Below are 23,302 nucleotides of genomic sequence, written 5' to 3' on the forward strand. Positions count from 1 at the left end.
CGTCCGATTAGTGGATCGCATTGAAGAGCATGTTGCAGGAGTCGCGAGTGTCAGGGCCGCGTGTACATGACGCGCGAGTGGCGGTCATCTACCGGCAACAAGGTGTGGAAGAATTGTAGACGGCTGAACGGAACTTCAGCCGCTTCACGAATCCGAAAACGAAGAACCCGTTGCTCGCGCCCTGGCGGTGTATCTCCTCATTCGGCTCATTATCGACCTGCGCTCAATGGCGCACTCGCGATTGGTCGAGAGAATTTCGGATGCACATAAGGAATCTATCGCACGCAATATTGCATCAATCACTTGACCACATCTTCGCAAGATCAACTCCGCAAAAATGTTGCAGTGGGTGAAGTGTGAAACCAAATTCTTCTTGCGGAGATCATGATCGGATGCTATACTGCGCATTGCTTATTCGCGGGGCGGACCGCTTGAATAAGTGGTCGCGACTGCACCGCACAAAACCGGTCTTCGCGGTGGCATCTGAAAGCTTCACTCCTCAGTACTTTTCGAGCTTATGAGGGTCTTTTGTGTCTCAACGCGGGAGGTTGTGGCATGCTCCCTTTGTGTACGGCGCAGTCCGAGATCATGTCGAGAAGCGGTACCTCCCTCCCCCTCCAAATTCATCGGCGGTCCGGCTATCCTGCAAAAGCGATTGATCGCTCTGTCCACTCTCGCGGTCCAATCGCAATAAGATCGATGCGCGAAGATCTTCGATCCTCCGCGACGAATTCGAGCGCATTGAATCCGATTCAACATATGCGGGCTTTGATCAGTACAAATCTGGCATTGCGCAGCGGCGCAAAACACGTGGGGTTCGCGCGTCGTAGTTTATGCCTTGACAGGCACCGTGTTCATGGTGCAAACTCCACGTCCATTTTTTGCGGATCGCCTGATTTTTCAGGCTTGTGGACGAATTGTGGATAAGTTGTGGATAAGCGATCGGGAGCGGAACTGGGTGCTGTGTGGGGTGATGGGATACGCGCGTGAGCGGCTGGATGCTATGGCAGACGGTTGTCGCGCGCGGCCTCGTGCCCGATAATGATCGCATGACGATGGGAAGGGGTTGACAAGTGTTGGCGTCTGAAACTTGACGCCGCGCGATGGGTAGGGGAACAAACGTGAGTGATTCAAGCTTTGCTACCGTGAGGTGCGCCGAGACCCAATGGCACGTCGAGGTGAAGCAGGCAAGGCGGGAAGGGGATCAGGCATTGCCCACTGAGGAGAACGTTGGGATGGTAGGACCGGTTTCGGGGAACCCCTGGGAATTGGCCCAAGACCGGCTCCAAAAGATACTCGACGAGCACAGTTACAAGAATTGGTTTTCTCAGACTCGTTTTCAATCCTATAACGACGGCAAGTTAATGATTGCCGTGCCCAGTCAGTTCTTCGCGGACTGGCTGCGCGATCACTATTTAGATGCAGTCAGTGCATGTGTCGGCGCGGTTGCGCCTGACTTGCGCGAAGTGGCCTTTGTTCCAACCGGCGAAGGATTGCCTCCGATTGCCGTGGATGCGCCGGCGCCGCATCGCGCGCGGCCGGCAAAAGACGTTCAGAAAATCGAAGGATTCAATCCTCGTTACGTGTTCGAACGTTTCGTAGTTGGCAGCGGCAATCGCTTTGCTCACGCCGCGGCTCGCGCCGTGGCCGAGAATCCGGCACGTGCCTACAACCCGTTGTTCCTTTACGGGGGAACGGGGCTCGGCAAAACGCACCTTATGCAGGCCATTGGCCAGGAAATTGTGCGCCGTAATCCGAGCGCAAATGTCGCATTCATTTCTTCGGAACACTTTACGAATCAGCTCATCGAGAGTATCGCAAAGAAGTCGACGATGCGGTTCCGCGCCAAGTACCGCAAGGTCGATGTCCTTCTGATTGACGATATTCACTTCATTTCCGGTAAGGAAGCTACGCAGGAAGAGTTTTTCCATACGTTTAACGCGCTCTTCGACATGCACAAGCAGATTGTCATTTCGAGCGATCGGCAGCCGAAGGAAATCCCCGGGCTTGAAGAACGCCTCATCTCTCGTTTCGAGTGGGGTCTGGTTACCGATATTCAGCCGCCCGATCTCGAGACCCGCATCGCTATCTTGCAGAACAAAGCCGCGCAGGAGAGCATCGTTGCGCCGCCTGAAGTGCTCAAGTACATCGCCACCTACGTCACCACGAACATCCGTGAGTTGGAAGGGGCGCTAGTCACCGTGATGGCGTTTGCGTCGTTGACCGGGCAGAAGATTACGCTTGCTCTCGCGGAGGAAGTGTTGCGCGACCTGATCGGACGCAACAAGGTGAAGCCGATCACCATCGAGACGGTTCAGCGCGTTGTCGCCGAGCACTTCGATGTCCGTATCAGCGATTTGCGCGGGCGCAGCCGCCAACGTCAGGTGGCCTATCCCAGGCAAGTGGCCATGTACCTGTGCAAAGACCTTATTCCGAGTCTCTCGCTCATGGAAGTAGGCGAGGCCTTCGGCGGCAAAGACCACACCACGGTCATCTACGCTTGCCAGAAAATCAGTCAGGAGATTCGCGAATCTGCCGAAGTCAGCCAGCTTGTCGGGCAATTGGAGCGCAAGATCCGCGCCTAGCATACATCACTCGTTTTTTTTGCGGCGTTTGTCTCTGTTGAGCGAACGCCGCACTTCTTTTATGTGTCCAGGTGCGACCTGTAAACCGAAAGTGGCCATGAAGCGTTCTTACCGTGATTGTACGTCCGAGTGTCATTGAGGTGTACAATAGAAATCGTCCGGTGTACGTGATAAGTCAGACCGACTGTGAGCACTACGATGGGAGGCAAACCATGCGCGCATTTCTCATTGCAGTAGCCGTGTTTGTTTCGACGTGCGTACCGTACCCTGCTTTTGCTGCCAGCGAGGAGGATGAGGCTACCCTTACCAAAGTCGGTGACGTCGCGCCGCCGTTTGACTTGACCACTCTTGATGGGCAACAAATTGACAATGCCTCCGTGAAGGGCAAGGTAGTTGTCCTCAATTTCTTCGCTACCTGGTGCGGGCCTTGCCAAGCAGAACTTCCACACGTGGAAGAACTGTGGAATCGTCTCAAAACGGAGGATTTGATCATCTTGGCTGTCGGGCGAGAACACACTCGAGAGGAAATGAAGCAATTCAATGAAGAGAAGAAGTTCACGTTTCTCCTCGCCCCTGATCCCGAACGTAAGGTGTATAGCGGTTACGCCACGAAGTCTATTCCGCGCACGTATGTCATCGACAGAGACGGGCGCATCGCTTATCAATCCATCGGATACAATAATGCGGAATTTGACAAGATGACTGCGGAAGTTGAGAAGCTCCTCAACACGAAGAAGGAAGAGAAGAAGAGCGAGGCGAAGGCCATCACTTCCTCCGGCGCGGATGAAGCTGATGCCTCGCTCCCGGGTTTGCAGCGCGTGGAAGTGCACGGGGAAATCCGAACCCGCGCACAAGCCTGGAAGGGCAGATCGCCGCGCATATAAACGGCGCGAACCTTGAGTCTGTTCTGGTGTCCAAAGGTATATGAAACGGGCGAGCATACGGCTTGCCCCATAGTGGAGGAATATGACTATGCGTAGTTTGGGGATTTGGATCGTGGCATTCGCGGCCAGCGTCTCCCTCTTTGCCGACACTCCTGCGATGACGAGTACCGAAGCCGACCAAAAAGACGTGGCAGTCACGATTTACAACAACGGGCTTGCCCTGGTTCGCGATACGCGTGATGTGAAACTTCCGTCCGGCGAAGTAAGCCTTCAATTCATGGATGTGGCGCAACAAATCCAGCCGCAGACAGTCGGACTGCGCTCGACTTCCGCGCCGGGTTCGGTCGCCATCCTCGAGCAGAACTACGAATACGACCTGATCAGCCCTTCGAAACTCATGGAGAAGTTCGTCGGGAAGCGTGTGAAACTCATCAACTTCAGCAATGAGGTCAACTTCGAGCAGATGGAAGCCGATCTGCTGAGTGTCAACGAGGGACCTGTCTACAAGGTCAACAACGAGATCTACTTGGGCTATCCGGGTAATGTCGTTTTGCCGGAAATTCCCGAAAACCTGATCGCAAAGCCCTCGTTGATCTGGCTTCTCGCCAATCAGGGCACGGACCAGACACTCCAAGTCAACTACCTCACCAACGGCATTTCATGGACAGCGGATTATGTTGTTACGCTTGCCAAAAGCGAGAAATCGCTCGACGTCTCCGGTTGGGTAACTCTCGACAACCAGTGCGGCGCGACCTTCACCAATGCGCAGCTGAAATTAGTGGCAGGCGATGTCAACATCGCTCAACCTCCGCCCGTGCCAATGATGGCTAAGGGCGCGAGAATGGCTGAGGCGGCCATGGCCCCGCCGATGCCGCAAGAGGAATCGTTCGCGGAATACCACCTCTATACCATGCCGCGCCGCACGACGATTAAGCAGAATCAGTCGAAGCAACTGGCGCTGCTGACCGGTTCCGGCATCCAATGCGCCAAGAAATACGAGTATCGCGGGCAAGTCCATTTCTTTAGCTCACCGATAGGCAGGCTGCCCGAAGAGAAGGTAGGTGTATTCCTTGAGTTCGAGAACAAAGAAGCCAACGGCCTCGGCATCCCGCTGCCCGGCGGCGTCATGCGCATTTACCAGGAAGACAGCGAAGGCATGCTGCAGTTCTCTGGTGAAGACCGCATCAAGCACACACCCAAAGACGAGAAACTCACTCTCAAACTGGGCAACGCATTCGATGTCGTCGCGGAACGCGTTCAAACCGACTTCCAACAACTCGCCGATCGCCTCACCGAATCCTCGTTTGAGATCACCATTCGCAACCACAAAGAGTCTGACATCAGCGTCGACGTTGTTGAACCGATGTCGTCCGATTGGCAGATCGTAACGTCGAGCATTCCGCACAAGAAGAAAGACGCGCAGACGGCGGTATTCACGGTGCCGGTTCCCAAGGATGGCGAAGTGAAACTCACCTACACAGCGCGTGTGAAATGGTAACTTCTGAAGCGGCAAGCGCAACGCTCCGAAAGGATCACTTTGTATGCAATATCTGAGGTTGTCGATGGTCGCCGTTATGCTCGGCGTGAGCATCTGCTACGGTCAAGACGCCACATCATCGCCGGCTCCCTTCTCCAGTTCATTGAGAGACCCGCTAAAAGGGTCTTTGAACACGACGGAGAGCACCTTGGCCGAGCAGACAGAAGTAGCCGTCACGGCGTACAACAATGACTTGGCATTGGTCCGCGACGTCCGAAAGTTGAAGCTTCTGCCAGGAGAGTTTTCCCTGCGATTCGCCGACGTCGCGCAGCAAATCCGTCCTCAGACCGTCAGTCTGAAATCCGCAAACGCGCCGGGGTCGCTACGTGTGCTGGAGCAAAACTACGAATACGACCTCATCAGCCCATCGAAACTTATGGAGAAGTACGTGGGCAAGCCGGTGCGTTTGCAGAACTTCGACAACCAGATTCGCGTAAGCGACGTCGAAGCCGAATTGCTGAGCGTAAACGAAGGACCTGTCTACAAGGTCAACGACGAAATCTACCTCGGGCATCCCGGTACCGTGGTCTTGCCGGATATCCCCGAGGAATTGATCAGTAAACCATCGCTCATCTGGCTGCTGGACAATGATCAATCTGAGCAGACGGTCGAGGTCACTTATCTAACCGGAGGTTTTACCTGGCAGGCCGATTACGTGCTGACCCTTTCCGAGGATGCCGCGAACCTCGATCTTGCCGGCTGGGTGACAGTGACGAACAGCAGCGGGGCCACGTACAACAATGCCCAGTTGAAGTTGGTCGCAGGCGAGGTGAACGTAGTACGGATACCTGAAGACCCAAGCGGTGGATTGGTCTTCGATTTGAACAGTGATGGTCTGGCGCGCAGTGTTCAGCCTACTGAAGAGTCTTTTGCCGAATACCACCTCTACACCTTCCCGCGAAAGACGACTATCAAGCAGAACCAAACCAAGCAGCTCAACCTATTGCAGGCGAGTGGCGCGAAGTCCGTCAAGAAGTACGAATACCGCGGACAGCCGGAATTCTACTTCACTAAATTTGGTCCGCTTCCCGAGCAAAAGGTGGAGACATACCTCGAATTCGACAATAAAGAGGCGAATCAGTTGGGTATGCCCCTGCCTGCCGGCACCATGCGCGTGTACCAGGCCGACAAAGAGGGTATGCTTCAATTTGCGGGTGAGGATCGCATTGAGCACACTCCGAAAGACGAGACCATTCGACTTAAGCTTGGCAACGCGTTCGACATCGTTGCGGAACGCGTCCAGACCGACTTCCAGCAGTTGGCTCCCAATCTCACGCAGTCGTCCTTTGAAATCACCCTGCGTAATCACAAGGACCAAGACATTGTGGTAGACGTCGTTGAACCGATGGTGGGGGACTGGTCCATTCAGGCGAAGTCACACGAATTCACCAAGAAGGATGCGAATACCGCCGTCTTTAGCCTGCCGGTACCCAAGGACGGCGAAACCAAGCTCACCTATACGGTGCGCGTGAAGACCTGACGAACGTGGGGGAGAAGTTGACTCATCTCACGGCTGCGCAGATGCGAGAAGCGGACCGGCGTAGTATCGAAGAACTGGGTATCCCCGGCGCTGTCCTCATGAACAACGCCGGGGCTGCTGTCTTCCGCGAGATCCAGCGAGGTCCCGTTGGGATTGTGTGCGGCAAGGGCAACAACGGTGGGGACGGGTTCGTCGTCGCGCGACTTGCTCTGCTGGCGGGTCTGGACACACGCGTCGTTCTACTGACTTCGCCGGAGGCAGTCACCGGCGATGCCGCCACGTTTCTTCAGGCCTATTTGCGCTTGGGGGGACATTTGGAGGCTGCCGAAAACGAGCAAGAAACGCGGAACGCCGTCGCGGGTCTGCGTGATTGTGCCGTATTGGTTGACGCCATGCTCGGAACGGGCGTCAAGGGAGAAGTACGAGGTGTATTCCGAGCCGCCATCGAAACTTGGCCCGGCGTGCCAACTATCGCGGTGGACTTACCTTCAGGTCTTGACGCAGATACCGGCGAATGCCTGGGGTGCTGCATTCGCGCCCATACCACCGTCACGTTCCAGTTTCCCAAGTGCGGCTTTCTAAACCCGGCCGCCCATCCATATCTTGGTCACGTCGTCGTAGCTGATATCGGCATTCCATACATATGTGCCGACGATGAGGCCTATCGTGCGCTCTGCCTTCAGCGATAGCGCCCGACCTCACAGCGATTCCCCTCATTTGAACTCACGAGTTCAAGTTAACTGTCCCGCATACTCCGGGCCACACCCGTACCAATCCGCGAAATGTGTAATAGCCTCACTCCTAATTTGTATTTCCGATAGCAGGATGGTAATCTTGTGATGCTTGCGCACTCGAACCCTGTAAACGCTTTGCCAATGGTAAGTTAGGTATTGTCTTCGACGTACAGGGGCGAGGTGGTGGGGAAGGCGCCGGCTGAAACCAGTTCCTTTTTGCGTAAGTCTGTACACCGGAAGGTGTTTTGTCGGCGCGAGGCCCAAGTCCATTCAGGATCGCAAGGTAGGTTTGCCCGTTCTCGCGGCCGGAAGCCCCGGTTGAGAATCGAGCGAATCGCGGAGTCGATGGTGGCGACATCTGCTATTGAGTTTGGGAGCATGAGTGAAACAATCTCGCATATCGATGTCACTGAAGAATGTGCGCCGATTGTTCTCATGAAGAACATAGCCAATCGATCGCGTGGTTTGTTTAGGGAGTGATGGATGACTCAAAAGAACTGGACTCATACCGACGTACGCCCGTTCCCCTCACACGCGGACAAACAGACCGCTAACCGGAGTTCCTGGCTGTCGCAGATCGAATGTTCCGCCGTTTCGATGGTTGACCTCCTGCGTCAACGGGCGCTAAGGCGTCCCGACAGAACCATCTATACCTTCTTGACAGACGGCGAAGAGATTGGTTCTTCCCTCACGTATTCGCAATTGGATACGCAAGCGCGCGCCATCGCTGCGACGCTGCAGGAGTTCTGCAAACCTGGCGATCGCGCATTGCTCGTTTTCCCTCCCGGGCTTGAATATGTATCCGCATTTTTCGGCTGTTTGTATGCCGGTGTGTTGGCCGTACCCGTCTATCCGCCCGACCCTTCGCGCTTGAAGCGTACGTTGCCACGGTTCCGCGTCATCGTTGACGACGCACAGCCGTCCGTGGCCCTGACGTGCGCGGCCCTCCTGAACATGGAGCAGGCCCTGGCGCACGCGGACCCAAGTCTTTCTACACTCCGGTGGATTGCGAGCGACAAGGTGAATCCCAAGCTCGCGGAAGCGTGGGAAGACCCCACGATCATGCCGGACCACATCGCCTTTCTGCAGTACACCTCCGGCTCCACGGCCAATCCCAAAGGCGTGATGGTCAGCAACGGAAATCTCCTCTTCAACTTGCACGACATGAGCCGGTATTTCGACGACACGGAAGAGAACTGCCTTGTAACGTGGCTGCCAACGTACCACGACATGGGCCTCATCCACAGTCTGCTGCATCCTTTATACAAAGACTATCCCTGCTACTCCATGTCTCCGATGGCGTTTCTGCAACGTCCTTACCGATGGTTGCGCGCTATTTCCAAGTTTCGGGCTACCACAAGTGTGGCTCCGAACTTCGCGTACGACCTGTGCGTGAGAAAAATTACCCCCGAACAGCGGGACGTGCTTGACCTGAGTAGCTGGCGTTCGGCCGGAAACGGAGCCGAACCGGTTCGCCCCGAAACGCTGGAACGGTTCTACAACACCTTTAAGCAGTGCGGATTCCGGTGGCGTGCCATTACGCCCGGTTACGGTTTGGCGGAAGCGACGCTTGAGGTATCCCAGACCTCGCACGAGGAAGGTCCGACGTTTCTGCCCATCAAATCGGATGAGCTGGAGCGGCACCGCGCCGTCGAGGCACAGAAGCCGGGGCCCGGTGTTCGCGTGCTGGTTAGTTGCGGGCGTCCTTCCAAGGATACACGGGTCATTATCGTCGATCCGGAATCGTGCCTTCAGTGTACCCCCGATACCGTCGGCGAGATTTGGGTAGCTGGCCCGACCGTCGCACAGGGGTATTGGCGTCGCGCGGAGGATACGCGGGAAACCTTCCAGGCTTGTCTAGCCGACTCCGGTGAAGGACCGTTCCTGCGGACCGGCGACCTGGGCTTCATGAAAGACGGCTATCTTTTCGTTACGGGCCGCATTAAGGATATGATTATCATCGATGGGTTCAACCACTATCCCCAGGATATTGAGCGGACCGTCGAACTCAGCCATTCGGCCGTGCGGCCGGGGTGTTGCGCCGCCTTTTCCATTGAGGAAGGCGGCCAGGAACGTCTCATCGTCGTCAGCGAAGTGGCTGAAACCGTCCAGCGCGACGTATCGGCTTCCGCGGACAGCGGCCAGACCCAGGGGATGGTGGAGCCGAAGGAAGTCATTACGGCGATTCGCCGGGCAGTTTCGGAGTGTCACGACCTCCGTGTGTTTAAAGTATGCCTGATCGAACCAAGAAGTATTCACAAGACAACCAGCGGGAAAATCCAGCGGCAAGCGTGCCGGTCGGCTTTTCTCGATGGGGTGCATCGGGTGGTAGCCTGCGAGTGAGGCGGCGCGTGGGTGCGTCGCATGGCGCCATGACCCGCGTGCGCATGATTAGCCTGTCTTCGCGCGTTTCCGCGCATTGGTGGAGTTTATATTCATCGTGAAGACCAAAGAGGTCATTCAAGAATGGCTTGTGTCGCGTCTTGCCGAAGAACTCGGTATCGACAAATCGGCCATTGATCCACGTGAGTCATTTGACAGCCTGGGATTGTCCTCGCGCGACGCCGTGACCCTTTCCGGGGACCTTGAGGATTGGCTCACCCATCGGCTATCGCCAACCATCCTATGGGAATACCCGACCATTGAGACCATGTCGCGTTACCTCGCCGAACTGGATGCGGGCGGAAACGGCAAGACGCAAACGTTTGAAAGCCCCGCCCCGGCGGAACCTCGTACGAAGTCATTGAACGAACCGATTGCCATAGTCGGCATCGGTTGCCGGTTCCCCGGCGCATCGGGTCCAGACGAATACTGGAAGCTCCTTTGCGACGAACGCGATGCCATTCGCGATGTGCCCGCAGACCGCTGGGACAACGACTCGTTGTATCATCCCGATCCTGCCACGCCCGGGAAGATGTACACGCGGCGGGGCGGATTTGTCGACGCCATCGATCAGTTCGATGCGTCATTCTTTGGCGTGTCGCCGCGAGAAGCTGCGCGCATGGATCCCCAGCAACGCCTGCTTATGGAGACGGCCTGGGAGGCCCTCGAACATGCGGGCATCGCGCCCGATTCGCTAGCGGGCTCAGCCACGGGCGTTTTCGTCGGCATCAGTTCCAACGATTATTCGCAGCGTCAATTCAGCGACGTGGCCCACGTGGACGCGTATGCCGGTACCGGGAACGCGCACAGCCTCGCCCCAAATCGTATCTCCTATTTCCTGGACCTGCGCGGTCCAAGCTACGCGGTGGACACCGCATGCTCTTCTTCGCTTGTGGCCATCCACAACGCGGCAATCAGTCTGCGCCTTGGCGAATGCAACCTCGCCATCGCGGGGGGCGTCAACGCGCTGCTGTCGCCTGAAGTCAATATGGTCTTTTCCCATGCCCGCATGATGTCGCCAGACGGCAAGTGCAAGACCTTCGATGCCTCCGCCGACGGCTACGTGCGCGGTGAAGGCTGCGGCGTCGTCATACTCAAGCGTCTCGCCGATGCGCAAACCGATGGCGACACGGTCATCGCCGTAATTCGCGGTACCGCCGTGAATCACGATGGCCGCAGCAATGGCCTTACGGCGCCCAACGGCCTCGCTCAGCAGGCCGTGATTCGGCAAGCCTTGGCCAACGCAGGCATCGAACCGGGTCAAGTGGGATACGTTGAAGCCCACGGAACCGGCACCTCGCTCGGCGATCCGATTGAGGTCGATGCGCTGAAGGCCGTCCTGCTCCCGGGCCGGGGCCGAGACCAGCGCTGCTTGCTTGGATCCGTGAAGACCAATATCGGACATTTGGAAGCGGCCGCCGGCGTGGCTGGTTTGATTAAGACGGCCCTTATTCTCAAGCACGGCATGATTCCGAGTCATTTGAACCTGAAGCAGGTCAATCCGCTTATCAAACTCGACAACACTCCCATTGAAATCGTGACCTCGCCTCAGGTCTGGGCGCGCGGCAATGACCGGCGGTTTGCGGGCGTGAGTTCATTTGGTTTTGGCGGGGCCAATGCGCACGTCATACTTGAAGAGCCCCCGCAGCAATTCCCGGATTCGCGTGAGACCACCGAGTCTGGCCCGCGTCGCCGCGTGTTGGCGTTGTCTGCGCAAACCGATACGGCGCTGAAGGCCCTTGCGCAACGATACGCCGAATGTCTTAGCGAGAACCCGTCGTCCTCGGTCGCCGATGTGTGCGCGACGGCCAATTCGGGCCGCGCTAGCTTCGACCACCGTATCGCCGTAGTTGCCGATACGACGCACGAACTGTCCGATCGCCTCGCCGCGTATGCACAGAGCGGAAAGAGCACGGGAGTATTCATCGGAGAAACCAAGCGTTCTGAATCGCCGAAGATCGCCTTTTTGTTTACGGGGCAGGGCGCACAGTTTGCTGGCATGGGCCGCCAATTGTTCGAGCTAGAGCCTGTGTTTCGCGAGGCCCTGCTCGAGTGTGACGAGATTCTTCAGAAGTATTTGACGCGGCCCCTCTTGTCGGTCATGCATCCCAAGGAGGGCGAGTCCTCGCCTATCGACGAGACCGCGTTCACGCAGCCATCTCTCTTTGCGTTCGAATACGCGATGGCGAGATTGTGGATGTCGTGGGGAATCGTCCCCGACTTTGTTCTGGGCCATAGCGTTGGCGAATACGTGGCGGCCTGCATTGCAGGCGCGATGAGCCTGCCCGACGGACTTCGCCTCATCGCCGAGCGCGCCCGTCTGATGCAAGCGCTGCCTGCTGGCGGGGCCATGGCTGCCGTCATGTCCGATCGCGACACCGTAGCCGCCGTTCTCGAACCCTACCGCGATCGCGTGTCCATCGCCGCCGCAAACGGTCCCAAGAATACCGTCGTGTCCGGCGCGGGCGACAGTGTTGATGCCGTGCTCAAAGCGCTGGAAGAGAAAGGCATCGCCAATCGAAAGCTCGTCGTGTCACACGCGTTTCACTCGCCGTTGATGGAGCCGATGCTCGACGAGTTTGAATCTACCGCCGCCCGGTTGCAGTTCGACGTTCCGAAGATTCCTGTTATCTCTAACCTGACGGGTAAGCTCGTGGACTCGTCGTTCCGGTACGACGCCATGTATTGGCGCAATCATGTGCGACAGGCGGTGCAGTTTGCCGATGGCATGAACGCCCTCAACGATGCGGGCGTCCAGGTTCTGCTCGAAGTGGGACCGCAACCGGTTCTCATCGGCATGGGCAAGAAGTGTGTGTCGAACAACAGTCTTGTCTGGATATCGTCTCTGAAGAAGGGGCAGGAGGAATGGGCTTCTGTCATCGACGGCGTTGCTGAACTCTACGTCCGTGGCGCGCGCTTTGACTGGAAGCGCTTCTATGCGAGCGCGAATCCGAAGAGAGTGGCGTTGCCGACCTATCCCTTTGAGCGCAAGCGTCATTGGCTCGATGTTCCGCGCAAGCAGGTGTCCGCGGACACTACGGCTGCTCCCCAGCCAGACACAGCACCGGATACGCCGGTGGCGGACCTTCTTTACGAAATCCAATGGCGGCCAAAGTCCAACTTGGACAGAATGCCCATTCGACGTCCAATCGACTTTGTGCCCGAACCTCAGACTATCAAGCACGCCGTCGACACGCACGCGGCCCGTTTGGTCGAGGAGCATCAGTTAGCAACGATTGCGGGCGTAAACGATGCGCTTGAGTCCCTAAGTCTGTCTTATATCGTCGAGGCGCTCGGACAACTCGGTTGGAATCCCGGACCCGGCGAACGTTTCTCTGCGGCGAGTCTGTCCGCGAGCTTGGGTGTTGTTCCTCTCCACGCGCGCCTTTTCAAACGGCTCCTTGAGATCCTCGCCGAAGAAGGATTTCTGCGCGCCGATGGCGAAGACTTTGTTGTCGATAAACCCATCGCTGCGGCTCCTTCCACGCGGATTCATGCAGAAACGTTGCGTGCCTATTCCGTTTCGGAAACCGAACTGACGATGCTGGGCCGATGCGGGGCGAACCTCGCCAATGTATTGAAAGGCACGGCCGACCCGTTGCAGGTGCTTTTCCCAGGCGGTTCATTCGACGAGGCGGAACGCCTGTACGAGCAGTCTCCGTTCGCGCGCGTCTACAACTTGCTGGTCCAAGAGACGATTACCCGCGCGCTTGAGCGCTTGCCAAAGAACAAGGTTGTGCGTGTGCTTGAGATTGGCGCCGGTACCGGCGGAACCACTTCTTACGTGCTCCGCGCTTTACCAGACGCCAGCGAATATGTATTCACCGACATGTCGAGCATGTTCCTTGCGCGTGCTGAGAAAAAGTTCGCCTCGCACTCGTGCATGCGTTATGCGCTGCTCGATATCGAATCCGACCCCGTGACCCAAGGTTTCTCTTCTCATCAGTTTGATGTCGTCGTGGCGGCCAATGTACTCCATGCCACCGCCGACTTGTCGCGTACGCTTGCGAACGCGCGAAAACTGCTCGCTCCCGGCGGCTTGATGATTCTGTTGGAAGGCACTTCGCCCATCCGTTGGCTCGATCTTACGTTTGGACTTACCGAAGGGTGGTGGAAGTTTACCGACACTACGCTGCGTCCAAACCATGCGCTGCTCCACCCGACCCGCTGGATGCAGGTCCTGCGCGCCCAAGGTTTTTCAGACGTTGTCGCTATGCCACCCGAAAATATCGCCGGCGTCGACATGACGAAGCAGACAGTCATCCTCGCGCGCGCATCGGCGGACACTTCGGAAAGCGAGTCAATGCCTGTTGTCTCGAAGTCTTCGGACTCGTGGATGATTCTCGCGAACGAGGTTGATGCGGCGAAATCGGCTTCCGATTGCATCCTCAATCGAGGCGGACAATGCGCTATTGTGCGAACTGGCGAGGCCTTCGCGCACAACGCGAATGAGTGGACCATTCGCGCGGACAACGCGTCAGACTACGAGCGGGTGATCCGAGAATGCGGTGAGGCACTAAAAAGGCCCATAGACCGAATACTATGTTTGCCTGCGTCGAGCGCCACCGATAATTCGGCACTTCATGCAATGCATGCCAGCCTTTCGGCGACCTTGCTTGTGCAGTCCCTCGCCAACGTGCGTCCCCCCACGCCACCCCGTGTCTATTTCGCCACGCGAAATGCCCAGAGTGTTGCGGGTGAATCGACTGACTTCGCGTCCGCATCCGTTTGGGGCATCGGCCGGAGTCTGGCCGCCGAACATCCTGAATTCTGGGGTGGACTGATTGACCTTGACGCCGGAGCGGCCGCGAGCGATCTAATTGACGCTGTGCTAAGCGCGGAAGGCGAAGATCAGATGGCACTGCGCGATGGCACGCGATTTGTCGCACGGCTTACGTCCTGCGCCAACGCCACAAAGGCACCTTTGTCGCGCACGTTCGACGCAAACGCGGCGTACTTGGTGACGGGCGGCTTGGGCGGAATCGGCTTGCGTGTGGCCAAGTGGATGGCTGAACGCGGCGCGCACCACCTATTGCTTGTCAATCGTACGCCACTCCCTGCTCGCGATCTGTGGCCGCAACTGGAACCTGGTTCCGATGCGCGTGCGCGAGTGGACGCCATTCAATCGCTGGAGGCGCTCGGAGTAAAGGTATATACGCCGTCGTGCGACATCGGCGACCAACACGCGTTGGATGCGATGTTGCGTGCGTTCCGTGAAGAGTCCGGATTGACCATCAAAGGTGTTGTGCATGCAGCGGGCGTGCTGAAGAATCAAAGCTTCATAAACTCCGATAACGATACGTTACGCGCCGTCATGCGGCCAAAGGTAGATGGCACTCTTGCCTTGCACCGTGCGTTTGCTGACGCTTCGCTCGATTTCTTCGTTCTGTTTTCCTCCGGGACCTCCGTTTTCGGTTCTCCCGGTCAGAGCAACTACGCCGCGGCCAATGCATTCATGGATTCGCTGGCGCACGCGCGCCGCGCCGCCGGTCTGCCCGCCGTGAGCATCAATTGGGGGCCGTGGGCCGAAGTGGGCATGGTTGCGGATTTGGATGAACAGTCGCGCCAGAACATGCCCGGCGTAGAGTTCCTTCGACCGGAAGTGGGAGTGCGAGCATTCGAAGCGGCACTTTTACTTGATTCACCGCAAGTCACAGTGCTGCAAATCGACTGGTCTCGCTTCTTTCAGGCATTCGGCGGCGAATCGCCCAGTCCTCTCCTAGACACCTTCGCCAAGAGGGCCGCGCGCAAATCGCCTGCCGCCATGCCGCAGCTTTCTTCGTCTCAATCTGCAGGCTTGCTCGCCAAGCTGGCGAGCGCGTCCGCAAGCGAACGTCAATCGCAGCTTGAGTCGTATCTCAAGGAACATCTCGGGCGAATCCTGATGATTGACGCTGCTTCCATTCGCGAAGACGCGAACTTCATGGAACTGGGTCTCGATTCGCTCATGGCTATGGAATTGCTGAAGAGCATCGAGCGCGAGTTCCGTTTCCATATCTATCCGCGCGAGATCTTCGACCGGCCCAACGTGCGCGCGCTTGCCCAATATCTTGCGGGCGAAGTGGAGCGTGCGACCGGTCAAGTCAGGCCCGCCGCGGATGCCGCGTCAGACGCGCGCGAAGTGCAGAAGGCGCTTCAAGCCGGGTCCGGCTCGCTTAAAATCAAAGCGTCGGCAGTCGCTCCGTCGAAGAAGATCCCAGGCGCGGTGTTCCTGTTATCGACGCCCCGCGCCGGTTCGACGCTCCTACGCGTCATGCTTGCCGGACATCCCCAGTTGTTCTGTCCGCCTGAACTTCATCTTCTGCCTTTTGCATCGATGAAGGAACGCGCCGAAGCACTTGGTATGAGTTATCTCGACGAAGGCGTGCAGCGCGCGTTCATGGAATTGAAAGGTTTGGACGCTGATGCTGGTAAGCGTCTGATCGACGAAATGACGCAGCAGGACGTTCCGATTCAGGACGTGTACGCGCAGTTGCAGCAAGCCGCGAATGGCCGAATAATCGTCGACAAGTCTCCGTCGTATGCAGCGGATATCGAGACGCTTGAGCGCGGTGAGTTGTTGTTCGATGGGGCGAAATACGTCCATCTGGTGCGTCACCCCTACTCGATGATCGAGTCGTACGTTCGCATCCGCCTCGACAAACTCATGGGTGCCGACAAACTAGATCCCATTGCCGTCGGCGAGCACGTGTGGGCCTTGAGCAATAGCAACGCGTTGCGATTCGGAAGACAAATCGATCCGAGCCGGTTCCACATCGTGCGCTACGAAGACCTGGTCTCGAATCCGGAAGCCGTGATGCGCCGCTTGCTCGAGTTTCTGGGACTTCCCTGGGACCCGAATGTCTTGAAGCCGTACGAAGGAAAGCGGATGACCGACGGCATCTACGCAGAATCTCGGCCGACCGGCGATCCTCGTTTTCACTTGCACAAGAGCATTGAATCTGAGCTTGGCGAGGTGTGGCGCAAAATCGATCTGGGAAGGCCCCTCGGCGGATTCGTGCGGCGCATCGCGCCCGAATTCGACTATGAATTGCCGAACGAGAACATCAAGCCGAAGTCTCAACAGACTCCTTCGGATACGCTTGTGCCCATAAAGCCGGTCGGTTCAAAGCCACCGTTGTTCCTGATACATCCAGCGGGCGGACTCGTGTTTCCGTACTATGCTTTGATCCCGTACTTTGATGCGGATCAACCCTGTTACGGCATCCAGGATCCCGCGCTCGAAGCGGAGCACGTGGAGCAAGCCAAGACGGAGGACATGGCCGCGCGGTACGTGGAGATTATTCGCGGCATCGAACCGAAAGGTCCGTACTACCTTGCAGGCTGGTCCTTTGGCGGCACCCTCGCATTCGAGATCGCGCAGCAGTTCCTGCGCGCGGGCGACCAGGTCGCTATGCTATGTCTCATCGATACGGAGATTCCGACATCGCGCGCATCGCGAAACAAGGGTCTGATGCACCGCCTGAAAATGCTGGGCACTCAGATTTACACCGTGGTTGTGGGTGCTCCGTTTACATTGCCCTATATTCGCGACGGCATCTATCTCGTCTTTGCGACGTTGCTTCGCCGAAAGAAGACTGGTGGACAGGAAGGCCCAAGCATCCGCGAATACGCAAACTGGGCGTGGAACGACGCGTTGCGCCAATACTTCATCAGCCATTCGGAGATCGCGGGCGTGGTCGAAGCCAATTCCCGCCTCAATATGATTCGTTTGTCGATGACGCGTCGCGTGATGCAGTTGCTCAACATTCATATCCACGCGCGCGACAACTACAATGCGGGACCCTATCCCGGCGAAATCACGGTGCTGGTTGCCAAACAGCAGCCAAAGGTCCGCGAGATGTGGAACGATCCCACGCTCGGCTGGGAACGCATCGCACCCGGTCGAGTCAAAGCGGTCCCCGTCCCTGGGAATCACGTCGTGCTCTTGGCGAGACCGTACATCGACGATACAGCGGCGGCCATCAACCGGTGCCTCGACGAGGCGCAATCGAAACAGTTGTAGGGCGAGACATCCGACGTCTCGCGCTATTGTCATTCTGAGTTCGCCTGCGGCGGACGAAGAATCTGGCTTAAGTCACATCTGTTTCCTCCAAATTCTTCGATTCAGTCCTTAGAAACACGGCAAGAAGAAGGCCGTATCCTTCAGGAGCGACGGACCCTGCGTGAACGGTAATTGGTGGAAGAGACAACAGCTAAGTGGGAATCCCGCACTCAGTATCGGGCAGGATGCCCAGTTCCATTTCTCCAACTACTCACGTGGTGCCTTCTCCGGAGTGCCATAGGCACGACAGACTCCAGCCTGGGGTGAGATTCGCGTCCCAAACGCGAATCGATACCCCAGGTTCCAGCCCACGCCCAACGTGAGCCCTGTAAGGGCGAAAGCAACTTAGTAGTCTGCTTCTTAGGGGTTCGCCTGAGGCGGACGTAAAACATGGCTTCAAGGACGTGTTTCTCTGCCACTTTCCCCGCTGTATCTAGAATGACAAAAGACAATGTCCGCCTGGACGAGCGGAAAGTTGACTATCGCGATACGCCTTAAGCGATACTTGGTCCGCAAGAGATATCTACTCGTACAAGGCGCATACCCATGCACATAGACGACACTTGGCAACAGCCTCCCAACGAACTCACGCTTGTCGTTGGCGATGTTCACGTGTGGCGTGTGGTATTCGAACGCTTTACCGCCAGGCAGGACTCGTTTCTATCCGTCCTCAATGAAGACGAACGTGAGCGCGCGGATCGATTCCATTTCGAATCGGGACGCTCGCAGTACGTCGTTACGCGCGCGGCACTTCGCATGACGTTGTCGCGATACACCGGCATTGAAGCCCAATCGCTCGAATTCGAGTACAGCACCCACGGCAAACCCTCCTTGAAGGGCGATGGGCCGCCGCAATTCAATGTCGCGCACTCCGGTGGTTTGGCTCTAATTGCGGTTACAAAAGAAGGGCTGATTGGCGTCGATGTGGAAGCGCGCCGGCGCGACTTCGCCGGTCAGCGTATTGCGAATCGCTTCTTCTCCGCGCGCGAAGCGGGAGCGCTGCGCAATCTGCCCACTGACCAGCAGGAACAAGGTTTTTTGAACTGCTGGACGCGCAAGGAAGCCTACATCAAGGCGCGGGGAGAAGGACTATCCTGCCCGCTGGATTCGTTCGATGTAACGTTGGCGCCCGGCGAACCGGCTCGCTTGCTTAATGTCAAAGGCGATCCCAACGAAGCGGCGAATTGGAATCTATGCGCTCTGCCAATGGACGACGGTATTGCGGCGGCTGTCGCCCTGCGAGGACCCCTGGAAAACGTGTGCTGTTGGGATTGGACCGACAGCACCTAGCTTCTATTTCTACTCGGGCTTCAGTCGTATGCTCTGAGCATTCATAACCGCATAGCTTGCCATTTTCTCTGGCTTGATGGTGATCGTATGCTTGCCTGCCGGGATGTCCGTCTTGCCCAATGCCACCGCTTTGTAATCCTTCCAGGTACCTGTTCCCGCGACGGAACCTTCGGCGACTTGCTGGTCATCAAGCAGTATTGCGAACTGACTTCCGGCGGCGCTGTTCTCGCATGAGTAAGTGAGCTCGATTCCGAACGAACCGGCCTTCTCGATTTCAATCGTCCAATTCACGGTATCCGCGGGATTGGTCCAGAATCCGATGTCGTCCACCTTGTGTCCATCGGTCTGGTAGCGGGCCGTATCGCCATGAATAGTCGCATCAACTGCATGCAGCACGAACTCGCCGTTTGTCCCCGCAAGTATCGGCGACTCCACCACGGACGGCGTTCCTTCGATCTCCAGCGCCACTACCGACGCGATCGCGTCGGGTGCCGCCGCTGGCACATGCACGGTAACGCGATCGTCTCCCTTCACGGTCTTGAGTGGCGCGTGTTCTGAGTCGGACAGCAGATCGGCCTTCTTCACCGCGTTCGTCAGCCCCGGCACAACAAGTTCCCCGCTGGACGGCCAATCGAACACGTGAAGATACAAAACGCCGGGCTTGCTTGTGCAACGGCCCCACGGCAATCGCCGGAACGGACTCGCGGTCGTGCCGTAGATGCTCTCGCCATTCACACGCATCCAATCCCCCATCGCCTTCAATCGCTCGACACTCGCCTCCGGAATCAGACCTTCCGCAGTCGGCCCCACATTCAACAGAAAGTTGCCGCCCTTGCTTACAATGTCGATCAACTTCCGGATCAGATCTTCCTTGGACTTCCAATTCGCATCGCCGGACTTGTACCCCCACGTGTCGTTCATCGTCATGCAGACTTCCCAATCGCGATTGGGAATGCCCGTTGGCGGAATGTACTGCTCGGGCGTGTCGTAGTCCTGCGGAATCTGAATGCGGTTGTTGATGATGATATTGGGCTGTATGCCGCGAATCATGGAGACGACTTCGTTGGAACGCAACTCATCCGGTTTGTGTTCCCAACCTCCGTCAAACCAAATGATGCCGATGGGTCCGTACTTGGTGAGCAGTTCTTTGAGTTGACCTTCCATATAGTCGATGTACCGGTTCAGATCCGCCCCATCTTTCGGACGCGTATCCCACGGGCGTGGGCTTCCTTCCCCGCGCGGAAGATAATCGGGGTGATGCCAGTCGAGAATGGAGTGATACCAGCACATGGTCATGTCTTCGCGTCTCACCGCATCGGACAGCTCTTTCATGATGTCGCGCTTAAACGGCGTACTCATGACATCGTAGTCCGTGAGCGCGCTGTCGAATAGACAGAATCCGTCGTGGTGCTTGCTCGTGATGACGACATATTTCATCCCCGCATCTTTCGCCAGTTTTGCCCATTCGTCCGCGTTGAACTTAACGGGATTGAACTCGTGAATGAGCGGTTCGTAGTCGGCGACAGGGATCTTTCCGTTGAACATGATCCATTCACCCGCACTTTCCACGGGTTTGCCTTTCCAAACACCCGCCGGAACCGCGTAGAGTCCCCAATGGATGAACATGCCGAACTTGGCTTCGCGCCACCATGCCATGCGCGCGTCGCGTTGCTCTTTGGTTTCCTCCTGCGCGTGAGATGCGCCTGTGAGAATCATGGACGCGACGATTGCCAACGAGGCCAGACAGAACAGATCTCTCCGGATGCGATTCAACATGGTCCGTCTCCCAGGATTGCCTTGCGTTTATGCTTTCACGACCACGTTTGCCGCGTGGCCAACTCAATACTGTTACCGGCGGGGTCGCGGAAGTATATCGAGTGGCCACCGTTGGGCCAGTCGATTTCCGTTTCGATACGCACGCCCGCTTCACTCAGGCGCACCCGCCAAGATTCCAGCGCTTCCGGTTTCACTTCAAACGCGGCATGCCCCGGCCCCGTCGCGCCATGCACCGGAAAGGGCGTCCCCTCCACGGATGTCGCTTCGGGATTGAACACAAGAAACATGCCTTTACCACAACGGAAAAAGACGTGACGCCCTTCCATCTTCGCATAGACTTCAAGGCCAATCACGTCACAATAGAAATGCTCCGCCGCTTCCAGATCGGCAGCGTAGACGCACGTCTCAAGAATGCCTTCAAGTCGTGGCATTGCCATCATCCTGCGTTGAGGTCTTCTATGAACCTTGTCTCGGGGGTCAGCATGTCCGGCTTAACGTCCAGCTTCGTAGCGATCATGTAAATGAGCGTGGTCCAAATTTCCTGATCGTCTCTTTCCTGCACGGGGACGGCAAGTTCGCTTCGAGTGCTGTTGATGACTACAGATCGGGTCGTTATGCAACTGGAAGGCACATAGCGCGCGAACGGAAGCGTGAGTTCATCAAGAATTAACAAAAACAACGGTGTGCAGAATGCGACAATCAGGAGGCCTACGAATAGGCCGCCAACGAATTCGCAGAAAGAACCTGCCGTAGCGATTATAACAATGGCTATTGGCATAAGTGTCAGCGCAAAGACCAGAGTTAAACCAGCGTTCAGCCAGTCAATAAGGCGAGGCCGTGCCAACTGCGGCAGTCCGTGGCCGAGCGACATCTCTAGTTCTTTCCACGCCTTACGTCTTTTCCTTCGCGGAACCAGTGTCTCCAGTGGTGTGTCCAGCGAGATCTCGCGTGTACTCTTCCCCGAGATTTCGGCTAAGGCTGAGCGGGTTTTCAAGAATGAGGCAAGCCTGCGGCACTTGTGATAAGGACGAGTCGCAACCTGATCGCAGATCCACGCATACAGACTACCTACGGTCCGATAGTCGATAAACCCGTCGTTATCCATCCGGACGTCGAACTCTTCTTCGACGGCCATGATGAGTTCCGTGAGCTCCAATCCCATAGGGAATGACTCCTTACCGGTTGGCGGGCAAGGACGGAGTCCCTACCCTATGACGGAAACAGATACTCGATCAATGGCTCCACTTCGCTGAAGTCCGAGACAAGTATATCCGCGCCTGCCTTCGTGAGACGATCCACTTTTTCTTCGTTCCAGCCATACCCGCGCAATTCATCCGAGCAAACACCCACGGAAACACAGCCATGCTCGTGAGCCAAGCGAATCTCTACCGGCCCATCGCCGACCACCAGTACTTCGGTGCCGTGCAGGTCGTGCTGCGCAATGATGTTCTTGATGATCTTCTCTTTGTTGCTTTCCTGGTAGGTGCGGAGCGCTCCCCAAATCTCTGTGAAATACTGCGCCGCGCCAACGAGCCTCGACTCGTTCTGCACGTCTTCAATATCGGTGCCGCTGAAGATATACATCTCCAGCCCCCGGTCGTAGAGCGCTTTCACAAATTCCAGCGAACCCTTCACGACCACTTCTCCCACGGGCAAATCACCGGTCTGCAAGCGAGCGATGCGTTCCTTCACGCGCACCATCAACCGATCGTTGTAGATCGCCTTGTAGCCGTGCGCGTCGAGTATCTTCTCTTCCGGAACAAACCCATAGTCGCGCACCATCTTGACGAGATGTTCCATCTGCAGGATCGTGTTGATGCCCGTCGACTCGGCGATGTAGTCCTCGACTGCTTTCTCAATCTCCGGTGTGTGCGGATGATCGCCGCAGATCATCTCCACGCAGAGCGGCCCCATAACCTGCTGCCAGCCTTCGCGCAACAGGCTGACAGTGCCGTCGAAATCGAAGAGTCCGTATTTGAACTTTCCCCGCTTGGTTTCGCGAAGAATTCGAATGTCGGTTCCGGGAATGTACTGAGTCGTCATTATTCATCCACCACAATTTCCACCAGCGCATGCACGGGATAGCCGCTCAGCCGCTCGCGTCCCCCAAGGGGTAGTAACTCGATTACAAACGCAATTTCCACTATCTCCGCCCCCAGACGTTCCACCATGTTGGCTACAGCCTTCATGGTCCCGCCGGTGGCGAGCAAATCGTCAATCAAAATCGTCCGGTCGCCCTTCTTCAAGGCGTCCGCATGAATCTCCAACACGGCCGTGCCGTATTCGAGCTCATACTCTTCGCAAATCGTGTCCGCCGGAAGCTTACCCTTCTTGCGCGCCGGAACAAACGGTACGTCCATTGCATACGCAAGTGCTGCCCCAAAAATGAAGCCCCGCGCTTCCGCGCCCACGATCGCCGTAATACCCTTGCCGCCATACCGCTTCTTCCAGCCATCGATGATGTACTTGAACGCCTCCGGATACTGGAGCAACGTCGTCACATCCTTGAACTGAATTCCCGGCTTGGGAAAATCCGGCACATTGCGGATCAGCGGGACAAGGTCCATTACTTCTGTCTCCTTCGGTGCAT

At 56.9% G+C, this 23,302-nt stretch carries 13 protein-coding genes; 8 read left to right on the forward strand and 5 right to left on the reverse strand.

The genetic code is table 11. The features are described 5' to 3' along the window. Window positions 1-1,235: 1,235 nt before the first annotated feature. The 8 genes from dnaA to K1Y02_02735 all read left to right on the forward strand — a co-directional run bounded on the left by dnaA (window position 1,236) and on the right by K1Y02_02735 (window position 18,936). A complete protein-coding gene (dnaA, locus tag K1Y02_02700; GenBank protein ID MBX7255246.1) occupies window positions 1,236-2,585 on the forward strand; it encodes a chromosomal replication initiator protein DnaA in 1,350 nt (449 codons plus the stop codon). A gap of 212 nt (window positions 2,586-2,797) precedes the next feature. Then, window positions 2,798-3,469, forward strand: a complete 672-nt coding sequence (locus K1Y02_02705) for a TlpA family protein disulfide reductase (GenBank protein MBX7255247.1) — start codon at window positions 2,798-2,800, stop codon at window positions 3,467-3,469. An 88-nt stretch (window positions 3,470-3,557) separates the two neighbouring features. Then, entirely contained in the window at window positions 3,558-4,967 is a 1,410-nt protein-coding gene (locus K1Y02_02710; protein MBX7255248.1) for a DUF4139 domain-containing protein, read from the forward strand. A 43-nt stretch (window positions 4,968-5,010) separates the two neighbouring features. Further along, on the forward strand, window positions 5,011-6,486 hold the full coding sequence (locus tag K1Y02_02715) for a DUF4139 domain-containing protein (protein MBX7255249.1): 1,476 nt from the start codon (window positions 5,011-5,013) through the stop codon (window positions 6,484-6,486). Between the two features lie 5 nt (window positions 6,487-6,491). Further along, window positions 6,492-7,175, forward strand: a complete 684-nt coding sequence (locus tag K1Y02_02720; protein ID MBX7255250.1) for an NAD(P)H-hydrate epimerase — start codon at window positions 6,492-6,494, stop codon at window positions 7,173-7,175. Between the two features lie 528 nt (window positions 7,176-7,703). Next, entirely contained in the window at window positions 7,704-9,563 is a 1,860-nt protein-coding gene (locus K1Y02_02725; protein ID MBX7255251.1) for a fatty acyl-AMP ligase, read from the forward strand. Window positions 9,564-9,660: 97 nt separating this feature from the next. Beyond that, window positions 9,661-17,607 carry an SDR family NAD(P)-dependent oxidoreductase gene (locus K1Y02_02730; protein MBX7255252.1) on the forward strand — a complete coding sequence of 2,649 codons (7,947 nt, stop codon included), beginning with the start codon at window positions 9,661-9,663 and terminating at the stop codon, window positions 17,605-17,607. A 585-nt stretch (window positions 17,608-18,192) separates the two neighbouring features. Then, the gene (locus K1Y02_02735; protein MBX7255253.1) at window positions 18,193-18,936 is read left to right on the forward strand and encodes a 4'-phosphopantetheinyl transferase superfamily protein; all 744 of its coding nucleotides are present in this window, start codon (window positions 18,193-18,195) and stop codon (window positions 18,934-18,936) included. 9 nt (window positions 18,937-18,945) lie between these two features. On the opposite strand, the gene K1Y02_02740 is transcribed toward K1Y02_02735, so the two are convergent. From K1Y02_02740 to K1Y02_02760, 5 genes are read right to left on the reverse strand one after another with little or no spacing between them, the layout of a single operon-like run. After that, on the reverse strand, window positions 18,946-20,712 hold the full coding sequence (locus tag K1Y02_02740; protein MBX7255254.1) for an alpha-L-fucosidase: 1,767 nt from the start codon (window positions 20,710-20,712) through the stop codon (window positions 18,946-18,948). Between the two features lie 35 nt (window positions 20,713-20,747). Further along, window positions 20,748-21,143, reverse strand: a complete 396-nt coding sequence (locus K1Y02_02745; protein MBX7255255.1) for a VOC family protein — start codon at window positions 21,141-21,143, stop codon at window positions 20,748-20,750. Between the two features lie 5 nt (window positions 21,144-21,148). After that, the gene (locus K1Y02_02750) at window positions 21,149-21,874 is read right to left on the reverse strand and encodes a hypothetical protein (protein ID MBX7255256.1); all 726 of its coding nucleotides are present in this window, start codon (window positions 21,872-21,874) and stop codon (window positions 21,149-21,151) included. Window positions 21,875-21,921: 47 nt separating this feature from the next. Next, window positions 21,922-22,755 (reverse strand): HAD family hydrolase, encoded by an 834-nt coding sequence (locus K1Y02_02755; protein MBX7255257.1) that lies wholly within the window; start codon window positions 22,753-22,755, stop codon window positions 21,922-21,924. Further along, a complete protein-coding gene (locus K1Y02_02760) occupies window positions 22,755-23,279 on the reverse strand; it encodes an adenine phosphoribosyltransferase (protein ID MBX7255258.1) in 525 nt (174 codons plus the stop codon). The genes K1Y02_02755 and K1Y02_02760 overlap by 1 nt, the downstream gene beginning before the upstream one ends. Between the last annotated feature and the right edge of the window lie 23 nt (window positions 23,280-23,302).

Source organism: Candidatus Hydrogenedentota bacterium (assembly GCA_019695095.1).
GTDB lineage: Bacteria > Hydrogenedentota > Hydrogenedentia > Hydrogenedentales > SLHB01 > JAIBAQ01.